Genomic DNA, 9,314 nt, shown 5'->3' on the forward strand with positions numbered 1-9,314 from the left:
TTTTTCCTGCCGCGGCGACGCGGCAGGTTCTTGTTAAATTCGCAGATGTTGGCGCCTTTTGTTGCGCTTTCGTCATACAGGTACGGTGCCAGTCGGCTAAACCGTATCTATCAATAACCCCCATCCACGAGGCAATCGATGAGCATTACCGCTGCGATGGTCAAAGAGCTCCGCGAAAAATCCGGCGCTGGCATGATGGACTGCAAGACCGCCCTGAAAGAATCGGGTGGCGACATGGAAGCAGCTGTTGATTGGCTGCGCACCAAGGGCCTTGCCAAGGCCGCCAAGAAGGCCGGCCGCGTTGCTGCCGAAGGTCTTGTCGGTGTTGCTGCTGAAGGCAGCAAGGCTGCAGTCATTGAGCTGAACTCAGAGACCGACTTTGTTGCACGTAACGAAGGCTTCCAGGAACTGGTGAAGAATGTTGCAAAGGTTGCCGTTGGCACCGATGGCGACCTCGAAGCCGTTTCTGACGCCGGCTACCCGGGTTCTGAAAAGAACGTCAAAGACAGCATCACAGATGCTATCGCGACGATCGGTGAGAACATGACCCTCCGCCGCACGGCAGTTCTGTCCGTGTCCGAGGGTGTTGTCGCGACTTATGTTCACGGCGCAGTCACTGAAGGTCTTGGAAAGATCGGCGTTCTGGTTGCTCTGGAATCTTCCGGAGACAAGGAAAAACTGAACGGTCTTGGCCGTCAGATCGCGATGCATATTGCTGCGACGAGCCCGCTCGCTCTCAGCACTGATGATCTCGACCCGGCTGTTGTTGACCGTGAGCGCTCGGTGTTCGTTGAGCAGGCTCGCGAATCCGGCAAGCCGGACAACATCATCGAAAAGATGGTCGAAGGCCGCATCCGCAAGTTCTATGAGGAAGTGACACTGGTCAAACAGTCCTTCGTCATCGACCCGGACAAGACGGTTGAACAGGCTGTTGAAGCTCTTGGCAAGGAGCTCGGCACAGAGGTCAAGCTCACAGGCTTTGTCCGCTTCGCCCTTGGCGAGGGTATCGAGAAAGAAGAGCAAGATTTTGCTGCAGAGGTGGCCGCGGCCACCGGGCAGTAAGCTTCCCAAGGGCGCCGGTTACGACCGGCGCCTTTTTTTTAGAAGGACCCACAAAGAGAAGGCCACGATATGAACAAGCCCCTGCGTTGGAAGCGAGTGCTCTTGAAACTCTCCGGTGAGGCGCTGATGGGATCCCAGCCATTTGGGATCGATCCGGCGATTGTCGAGAGAATTGCAAAGGAGATCGCAGACGCGGTTGCGCTTGGTGCGCAGGTGGGCATCGTGGTTGGCGGCGGAAACATCTTCCGCGGGGTTGCTGTGGCAGCCAAAGGCGGCAACCGCGTCACTGGCGACCACATGGGCATGCTTGCGACGATCATGAACTCCCTGACGATCGCTGATGCCCTTCGCCGGCTCAAGGTCCAGGCCCGTGTTCTTTCAGCGGTTTCGGTTCCCTCGATCTGCGAGACATTCAGCCAACGTGTGGCTGAACGGTATATGGAAGACGGCGACGTCATCGTCTTTGCCGGTGGAACGGGAAATCCCTTCTTCACAACGGATTCGGGCGCTGCTCTGCGTGCCGCAGAGATGCGCTGCGATGCCTTTTTGAAGGGTACTCAGGTGGATGGTGTCTATTCCGACGACCCCAAGACCAATCCGGATGCCGAGCGCTATGAGACACTCGGTTACGAAGAGGTGATCCAGCGTAATCTGAAGGTCATGGACACCACCGCGATTGCACTTGCGCGTGACAATTCGATCCCCGTCATTGTCTTTTCCATTCACAGTCCCGGTTCGCTTGTGAACGTTCTTCAGGAGAGCGGCCGGTATACTGTTGTTGGCGATTGATTCTTTTGCCAATATCCGCGGCACAGGGCCTTGTGTTTCGATGCAAGTGTGCGATCTTTGCCGCGGCCGAGACACAGTAAGCCAACAAAGCAAGAATTAAGTGAGGAAGTTATGCCGGTAGAAGGTATAGACCAGGACGATCTCAAGCGCCGGATGCAGGGCGCGTTGTCGGTGCTCAAGACAGAGTTTGCCGGCCTGCGGACCGGCCGTGCCTCATCCAGCATGATGGACCCGATCATGGTGAGCGCCTATGGCCAGGCGATGCCGATCAGCCAAGTCGCGACCGTCAGCGTTCCAGAGCCACGCATGCTTGCCGTTCAAGTGTGGGACAAGGGCATGGTTGCTGCTGTCGAGAAAGCGATCCGCGAATCCAACCTTGGTCTCAATCCTGTCGTGGATGGCCAGCTGTTGCGCTTGCCGATCCCGGAACTGAACCAGGAACGCCGTCAGGAATTGATCAAGATTGCTCACAAATATGCCGAGCAGGCCAAGGTCTCGATCCGCCACGTCCGCCGCGACGGCATGGACACGGCGAAGAAACTCGAGAAAGATGGTGATATCAGCCAGGATGATGGCCGTGTCGCATCCGACGAGATTCAAAAGCTGACCGACAGCATGATCGCGGAAGCAGATACGATGCTTGAAAAGAAAGAGCAGGAAATCTCCCAAGTCTAAGCTGAACAATCAATCTGGCCAGGTCGGGAAAGGTATTCTAGACCCAGCCACTCGGGGGGACTTTATGACTGCAAATCCGGATCCGGCCGACAGCATGTTTCCCTTGCCAGATGGCAAGGCCGCACCGGTGCGTCATGTCGGTCTGATCATGGATGGCAATGGCCGATGGGCCCAGGCGCGCGGTCTCTCCCGTTCAGATGGCCACCGTCATGGCCTAGATTCCTTGCGCCGAATGATCCGCCACGCGGTTCGGATCGGCCTTGAATATGTGACGATCTACAGCTTTTCCTCTGAAAACTGGAATAGGCCTGAGACGGAAGTGAGCTTTCTCATGTCACTTCTGCGCCGTTTTGTTCAGAGAGACCTTTCGGAAATTCACCAGGCCAATGTTCGGATACGGGTGATTGGCGACCGTGAAGGGCTCGAGCCCGGCATTCGCCAACTGCTTGTTGACGCCGAGCAGCTGACGCGAACAAACTCGGGGATGACTCTGGTCGTTGCGTTCAATTATGGCGCGCGCGATGAAATTACGCGAGCTGTCCGGTCGATTGCGCGGGACGTGGAAACTGGTGTTATTGAGCCTGACGCGGTGACGCCAGAGCTTATTGGCGACCGCCTTGATACTTCCGGCATGCCAGATCCTGATCTGATCATTCGAACCAGCGGTGAAATGCGGCTTTCCAACTTCCTCATGTGGCAGGCGGCGTATTCGGAATTCTATTTCTGTGAGTGTCATTGGCCAGACTTTGATGAAGTGGCCTTTGACAAGGCGCTCGCCGATTACAGCAGCCGTGAGCGCCGTTTTGGCGGGCTCAGCGCCAAAGCGCTCTGAATGTCTGAGCCTCTTCAAAAGCCTGACGGCGGATCCCGGATGTCTGATCTCAAGCTGAGGATTATCTCCGCTGCGATACTCGGGCCTGCGGTGCTGGCACTTGCCTATGTTGGTGGTCTTTGGTTTTTTGCGCTTGTTCTTGTGGCTGCGGTTCTGTTCCAGCATGAGTGGTTTTCGATCACCGGCACATCCGACAAAAGCGCTTCCGCGGCGATTGGATACACGGCGCTATGCGCAGCGTGCGCTTCTTACGCCTTGAGCTATCCAATCCTTGCGATTGTTTTTGTCGGCGGCGGAGCACTTGCTGTCTATTTGGTTGGTGGCCTGAGCCAACCTGCGCGGTGGGGCGCCGAAGGTATCATTTATTCGGGGCTGGCCTTGCTGTCCCTCATGGCCTCTCGCCTGGGCGATATCGGCCTCGTTTTCGTTTTCTTCCTGTTGATCGTTGTTTGGGCCACGGACATCTGCGCCTACTTCGTTGGCCGTTTTCTCGGTGGACCGAAGCTATGGAGACGTGTTTCGCCGAACAAGACCTGGTCGGGAGCGCTCGGTGGACTGTCTTTCGCTGTTCTATTTGGCGTTGGATTCGTCGCTGCAGTCGGACAAGTGGATCTTTTGCGCTGGGGTGGGCTCGCGGTTGTTCTTTCCATTGTCTCCCAGGCAGGGGATCTCTTGGAATCCGCAATCAAGAGGCGCTTTGATGTCAAGGATTCCAGCCGCCTGATACCTGGACATGGCGGCATCATGGACCGTGTTGACGGTCTTGTGGCGGCCGCGATCATGGCCGCTGCCCTTGGACTTGTCTTCGGCGGTGACCCGGTCAACCCGATTTTGGGTTTGGATCTGAGCTAACTCCGCTCCGATATCGTCGCTAAACCAGAAAGCAAACAAGGTGGATATGTCTGCAAACTCTGAGAGATGGCCCCATGGGGCTTCGGGCAGACGGATGCGGCTGAGCGTTCTGGGCGCGACGGGATCCGTCGGTCGCAGCACGCTTGATATCGTGGCGCGCAATCCCGACCGCTTTGACGTCGTCTCCCTCGTGGCCAACTCGGATGTTGCAGGTCTGGCGGAGTTGGCCCGAAAGGTGGGGGCTGATTGCGCGGTTCTTGCCAGATCCGACAAGAGCGCGGCGCTGGCCGATGCATTGGCCGGAAGCGGTATTGATTGCGCTGCAGGAGAGGACGCTGTTCTCGAGGCCGTGGACCGTCCCGTGGACATGGTCGTGGCTGCCATCGTTGGAGCCGCGGGTCTGCGACCTACGCTGCGGGCAATGAAGTCCAGCCGAGCTGTCGCTCTTGCCAACAAGGAGTGCCTCGTTTCCGCTGGTGATCTTTTCATGTCAGAGGCGCGACGTAGCGAAACGACTGTTCTTCCCGTCGACAGTGAACACAGCGCTATTTTCCAGGTTTTCGAGCAAGAGAATGCGGATCAGGTTGAGAAAGTGATTCTGACTGCGTCGGGCGGGCCATTTCGGATGGCGTCGAAAGCTGCGATGGTTGGTGTCACGCCGGAGCAGGCTCTCAGGCACCCGAATTGGGACATGGGAAGCCGCATTACGATCGACAGTGCCACGATGATGAACAAGGGTTTTGAGGTGATCGAAGCCTTTCACCTCTTTCCCCTGGCTCAGGATCAGCTGGACGTGCTCGTGCATCCGCAATCCGTTGTTCATGGTCTGGTGCAATATCGGGATGGCTCATTGCTAGCGCAGCTGGGGTCGCCGGACATGCGCACGCCAATCGCACATTGTCTGGCCTGGCCACACCGCATGGATGTTCCCGTGGAGAGGCTGGACCTTGCGCGGATTGGCGAGCTGTCATTCGAGGCACCGGACCTTGACCGATTCCCGTCACTCGCACTTTCGCTACAGGCAATGAGGCGCGGCGGCGGCGCGACGACCATCCTGAATGCAGCGGACGAGGTGGCCGTTGCCGCCTTTTTGAACCGGCGGATCGGTTTCATGGATATTCCATCCGCGGTCGAAGCGTCGCTTGAAAGGCTGGATGCTTCTCACGGGGGGAGGGCCCTTGAAGGAGTTGAGGACGTTCTGGCCGTCGACGAAGAAGCGCGGGACGCCTGCAAGAGATGGGTTGCATCTCGCTAACCAATAGGGTCGAAATCGGACAGGGCTTCAAAAATCGGTGTTGTCCTTTAACCTGCCTTAATTGCACAGCGTATATCCTGTAAGAATACAGGATCAAACGAGCCTGAAACGGGACCTCATAATGGAATTGATTTCGTCGGCTTACGACCTCCTGATCGGCTATATCGTGCCGTTCCTCTTCGTTTTGACCATCGTGGTTTTCTTCCATGAGCTCGGGCACTTCCTCGTTGCACGCTGGTGTGGCGTCAATGTCGATGCATTTTCGGTCGGTTTCGGGCGTGAGATCTTTGGCTGGAACGACAGCAAGGGAACGCGCTGGAAACTCTCGATGATCCCGCTCGGTGGCTATGTGAAGTTCGCCGGAGACGAAAATGCAGCGAGCGTTCCTGATCGCGAGCGCGTTGCAGCGATGAGTGACTCCGAACGGGCAGGGGCGTTCGTCGCCAAGCCGGTCTGGCAGCGCGCCGCAGTGGTTGCCGCTGGTCCGATTGCAAATTTCATCCTGGCGGTTGTCATCTTTGCATCGATCTTCATGACCTTCGGCAAGATCGTTACCTCTCCCGTCGTTGAAACCGTTCAGCCGGACAGTGCAGCAGAGGTTGGCGGGCTGCAGGCCGAAGATCTGATCCTGTCGGTCGACGGGCGTGAGATCGCCACGTTCTCCGATCTGCAGCGGATTGTTTCTGTAAGCGCGGATGTTCCTCTATTGCTTGAGGTTGAGCGCGGTACGAGCGTCGTCACGCTTACTGTTACGCCGCAATACCGGGAATTGACCGACCGTTTCGGGAATGTTCAACGTCTTGGTCTTTTGGGAGTTTCACGCAGTCCCAAGCCGGAGGATCTCATTCAGCAGACTTATGGCCCCTTGGAGGCCGTTGCTGAGGGAACGCATGAAACAATCTATATCGCCGGGCGGACACTCGATTATCTGTGGGGCGTTCTTTCCGGCCGGGAAGCGGCTGATCAGCTCGGTGGACCGATTCGGGTCGCGCAGGTTTCCGGACAGGTCGCCACACAGGGCATAATTCCCTTGCTGAGCCTTGCGGCGGTCCTGTCGATCTCCATCGGACTTTTGAATCTGATGCCCATCCCGATGCTCGATGGCGGACATCTGGTCTATTATTTTGCCGAAGCTGTCCGAGGAAAGCCTTTGAGCGAGGGTGTCCAGGATATGGGGTTTCGTATTGGCATCGGTATCGTTCTTCTGTTGATGGTCTTTGCGACCTGGAACGATGTCATGCATCTGACGAAGCTTTAAACAATGAATTAGCGTGGGGAATTGGGGCGTGGCATCCTCGCAACGCCTTCAATTGAAATCGATTTTCGGCCATGAGCCCGGTTGCACATTCGGTAAAAGACTGTAAAACCATTTCAGTTGCTGAGAATCTGGGGTTACCTCTGCGCTTTGGCGCATTGGATTTAAAAACATAAAGGCATAGCGCACTAATGCAGCGATTGCAGAAACTCACTCGCGCCGTTGTTCTAGCGGCCGCCGTATTTTCTACGGGCGCGATTCTTCCCGAGACCTTTGGTCCGTTTTCCTCTGTGACGGCAGAAGCTGCTGTCGCCCGGAGTGTTGTGGTTCGCGGAAACACGCGTATCGAGGAGGAGACCGTCCTCAGCTACATGACGATCCAGCCTGGCCGCTCCTACAGCGCCGCGGACGTTGATGAGTCGCTGAAGGCGCTTTTTGCGACAGGCCTTTTTGCCGACGTGAAAATTTCGCCCCAGGGCGGAACTGTCGTTGTGACAATCACCGAGAACCCGATCATCAATCGCGTTTCCTTCGAAGGAAACAAGAAGCTCAAGGATGATGCGCTCAAGACCGCTGTGCGCTCGACTGAAAGGTCGATGCTGACGAGTGCCAAGGTTCAGACGGACGTTCAGAACATCCTTGAAGCCTATCGCCGTTCCGGTCGCTACGGCGCTTCCGTTGACCCCAAGATCATTGATCGCAGTAACAATCGTGTCGATCTGGTCTTTGAAATCAATGAAGGCGACAAGACTGGCGTCGAGCGGATCACCTTTATCGGCAATTCTTCATTCAGTGATGGTCGCCTGCGTGATGTGATCAGAACCCGTGAGAGCGGTCTTCTGAGCTGGCTGCGCAGCACAGATACATACGATCCTGATCGCCTGTCCGCTGACCAGGAGCTGCTGCGTCAGTACTATTTCAAAAAAGGCTACGCTGACTTCCGTATCGTTTCGGCCTCGGCTGATCTCGATCGCGAGCAGAACGTCTTTCACGTGACCTTTACGGTCGATGAGGGCGAAGAGTACACCATCAGCGATGTTGAGGTGGTCTCGTCGCTCGCAGAAGTCGACCCGGAAGCCCTGCGCTCTCAGGTGAGAACTCGCGCTGGACAGACCTTCAATTCGCTTCGCGTCGAGCAGAGCGTGGAAGACATTACGGTCAAGGTGGCTGAGAACGGTTACGCATTTGCCCAGGTTCGTCCTCGTGGTTCGCGTGACTACGAAAACAAGACGATCTCTCTGACCTACTACATCGAGGAAGGCCCGCGGGCTTATGTTGAGCGTATCAACATTATCGGCAACGACCGAACACGTGAATACGTCATTCGCCGTGAGTTTGATCTCGCTGAGGGTGATGCTTTCAACCGTGCGCTCGTCGACAAGGCTGAACGCCGTCTCAACAATCTAGGTTTCTTCGAGCGTGTGAGCATTACGACGGCTCAGGGCTCCGCGGCGGATCGTGTTGTGATCAATGTTCAGGTCGACGAGAAGCCGACTGGTGAAGTCTCCTTCGGTGTTGGCTACTCGACAACAGATGGTATTGTTGGCGATATCTCGATCACCGAGAAAAACTTCCTCGGTCGGGGGCAGTTCGTAAAAGTCGCCGTTGGCGGTGGTACAGATACACAGTCTTACGAGTTCGCCTTCGTCGAACCCTTCTTTATGGGGCGTCGTATCGCGCTTGACCTCGATGTGTACAAGAAGGTCACTGATGCAAACGACTACCGGTCCTATGACGAAGATAAGATCGGTGGCGGCTTTGGGTTCTCTCTTCCGCTTCGCGAGGAAGAACTGACACTTCGTCTTTACTACAAGATCTTCCAGTCAGAAATTTCAGATCCGGACAACTTGGCGACGGGACTTTCCGATTGTTCCAACAACTCCGATCTTTCTCCTGCGATCTGTGACTCCCTTGGGACGTATCTGACGTCCTTGGCCGGCTACACCCTTGTTCACAGCACGCTGAACAACAACCTGAACCCAACCGACGGTATCTATGCGTCCTTTGGTCAGGAGTTCGCTGGTCTCGGTGGCGACTCCTACTACATCAAGACCACTGCTGAAGCTCGTGCTTACAAGGAAATCCTTGCTGACTACGGTGTTGTTGGTAAAGCGAGCATCAAGGGTGGCCACATTACGGCGATCGGCGATGAGCGCCTCCGCGTTTCCGAGCAGTTCATGGTTGGTGGCAATATCATCCGCGGCTTTGAAAACCAGGGTATTGGTCCGCGCGATGCGACTACGGAAGATGCCATCGGTGGCACCATGTATGTCGCGGCGACTGTGGAGACGACCTTCCCGTTCCCTGCAATTCCTGACGAATTTGGACTGAGTGGTGCTGTTTTCGCAGACGCTGGCTCGCTTTGGGACGCTGATAGCGACCTTATCAACGCGGTCGGGTCAAACGGCGTTGTCTCGAATGACTTCGAACTACGTGCCTCGGTTGGTGCCGGTATTCGTTGGAACTCACCTTTCGGTCCTCTGCGTGCAGATTTCGCCTGGCCTGTTGTCAAGGATGATGCCGACAAGACGCAGCTCTTCCGTTTGAGCGGTGGCACTCGTTTCTAAGGCGTGAAAATTTGTGAGATAAGACGG

8 protein-coding genes are annotated in these 9,314 nt (G+C 56.1%); all 8 read left to right on the top strand.

Going from position 1 to position 9,314, the window contains the following annotated elements; translation table 11 throughout:
- Positions 1-138: 138 nt before the first annotated feature.
- The 8 genes from tsf (at position 139) to bamA (ending at position 9,287) form a co-directional block, all read left to right on the top strand.
- Positions 139-1,062, top strand: a complete 924-nt coding sequence (gene tsf / locus ABJD00_RS06675) for a translation elongation factor Ts (protein ID WP_348191289.1) — start codon at positions 139-141, stop codon at positions 1,060-1,062.
- A gap of 69 nt (positions 1,063-1,131) precedes the next feature.
- A complete protein-coding gene (pyrH, locus tag ABJD00_RS06680) occupies positions 1,132-1,851 on the top strand; it encodes a UMP kinase (RefSeq protein WP_348191292.1) in 720 nt (239 codons plus the stop codon).
- Positions 1,852-1,962: 111 nt separating this feature from the next.
- On the top strand, positions 1,963-2,526 hold the full coding sequence (frr, locus tag ABJD00_RS06685) for a ribosome recycling factor (protein WP_348191294.1): 564 nt from the start codon (positions 1,963-1,965) through the stop codon (positions 2,524-2,526).
- A 64-nt stretch (positions 2,527-2,590) separates the two neighbouring features.
- Positions 2,591-3,358, top strand: coding sequence for an isoprenyl transferase (locus ABJD00_RS06690; RefSeq protein ID WP_413858075.1), 768 nt, complete (start codon positions 2,591-2,593; stop codon positions 3,356-3,358).
- Entirely contained in the window at positions 3,359-4,210 is an 852-nt protein-coding gene (locus tag ABJD00_RS06695; RefSeq protein WP_413858078.1) for a phosphatidate cytidylyltransferase, read from the top strand.
- 46 nt (positions 4,211-4,256) lie between these two features.
- Positions 4,257-5,465 carry a 1-deoxy-D-xylulose-5-phosphate reductoisomerase gene (gene dxr, locus ABJD00_RS06700; protein ID WP_348336040.1) on the top strand — a complete coding sequence of 403 codons (1,209 nt, stop codon included), beginning with the start codon at positions 4,257-4,259 and terminating at the stop codon, positions 5,463-5,465.
- A gap of 121 nt (positions 5,466-5,586) precedes the next feature.
- Entirely contained in the window at positions 5,587-6,723 is a 1,137-nt protein-coding gene (gene rseP / locus ABJD00_RS06705) for an RIP metalloprotease RseP (RefSeq protein WP_348191303.1), read from the top strand.
- 188 nt (positions 6,724-6,911) lie between these two features.
- Positions 6,912-9,287, top strand: a complete 2,376-nt coding sequence (gene bamA, locus ABJD00_RS06710; protein WP_348191306.1) for an outer membrane protein assembly factor BamA — start codon at positions 6,912-6,914, stop codon at positions 9,285-9,287.
- The last annotated feature ends 27 nt before the right edge of the window (positions 9,288-9,314 follow it).

This window comes from Tateyamaria sp. (assembly GCF_039945315.1).
GTDB lineage: Bacteria > Pseudomonadota > Alphaproteobacteria > Rhodobacterales > Rhodobacteraceae > Tateyamaria.

Bases quoted from the DNA above. Each gene is read 5' to 3' on its own strand.
- pyrH (WP_348191292.1), top strand. From the start codon at position 1,132: ATGAACAAGCCCCTGCGTTGGAAGCGAGTGCTCTTGAAACTCTCCGGT.
- rseP (WP_348191303.1), top strand. From the start codon at position 5,587: ATGGAATTGATTTCGTCGGCTTACGACCTCCTGATCGGCTATATCGTG.
- ABJD00_RS06690 (WP_413858075.1), top strand. From the start codon at position 2,591: ATGACTGCAAATCCGGATCCGGCCGACAGCATGTTTCCCTTGCCAGAT.
- bamA (WP_348191306.1), top strand. From the start codon at position 6,912: ATGCAGCGATTGCAGAAACTCACTCGCGCCGTTGTTCTAGCGGCCGCC.
- dxr (WP_348336040.1), top strand. From the start codon at position 4,257: ATGTCTGCAAACTCTGAGAGATGGCCCCATGGGGCTTCGGGCAGACGG.
- ABJD00_RS06695 (WP_413858078.1), top strand. From the start codon at position 3,359: ATGTCTGAGCCTCTTCAAAAGCCTGACGGCGGATCCCGGATGTCTGAT.
- tsf (WP_348191289.1), top strand. From the start codon at position 139: ATGAGCATTACCGCTGCGATGGTCAAAGAGCTCCGCGAAAAATCCGGC.
- frr (WP_348191294.1), top strand. From the start codon at position 1,963: ATGCCGGTAGAAGGTATAGACCAGGACGATCTCAAGCGCCGGATGCAG.